A 621-nucleotide genomic window follows, 5' to 3' on the forward strand; every position below is an offset into this window, starting at 1 on the left:
GGGCTGTGGGAGCTGCGCCTAGGTAGTCGATGATTACTACTACGCGTTCGCCGTCTTGGGCTACGGAGCTGTAGGCGTTGTAGGAGGCGACCTCTTCGTCCTCCCACAGGGGCGGGACGATGATGGCGCGGACCCACTCCTCGACTGCGGCTGCTTTGCCGGGCTCGCAGCGGACTTCCCACATGAGGGACTGGTTCTTCGCGCTCTTGGTGCTCATCGGACGACCACCTCTACGACCGGCTGCGAGGAGTCGGCTGGGAAGTCGAGGGTGGAGGGGGTACGGCCGCGGCGTACCAGTTCCGAGCCCAGGGCGGCGACCATGGCGCCGTTGTCGGTGCAGAGGCCGGGGCGGGGGACGCGGACCTGGATGCCGGCCTTGGCGGCGCGCTCCTCGGCCAGGACGCGGAGGCGGGAGTTGGCTGCTACGCCGCCGCCGATGAGGAGGTACTCGGCGCCGTTCTCTTTGCAGGCGAGGATGGCCTTGCGGGTCAGGACGTCGACGACTGCTTCCTGGAAGGAGGCGGCGACGTCGGCGAGGGGGACCTTCTCGCCGGCGCGCTCGCGGCGTTCGACCCAGCGGGCGACGGCTGTCTTGAGGCCGGAGAAGGAGAAGTTCAGGGG

At 68.9% G+C, this 621-nt stretch carries 1 protein-coding gene and 1 pseudogene; both read right to left on the minus strand.

Going from position 1 to position 621, the window contains the following annotated elements; genetic code table 11:
• A pseudogene (locus tag GWK61_RS54995) lies at positions 1 to 217 on the minus strand (hypothetical protein); the annotation flags it as partial.
• Positions 214 to 621, minus strand: a 408-nt coding sequence (locus tag GWK61_RS55000) for a Kae1-like domain-containing protein (protein ID WP_438939841.1), incomplete at its 5' end; no start/stop codon positions are given. The gene GWK61_RS55000 and the pseudogene GWK61_RS54995, both read right to left, overlap by 4 nt.

Source organism: Catenulispora rubra (assembly GCF_015356825.1).
GTDB lineage: Bacteria > Actinomycetota > Actinomycetes > Streptomycetales > Catenulisporaceae > Catenulispora > Catenulispora rubra.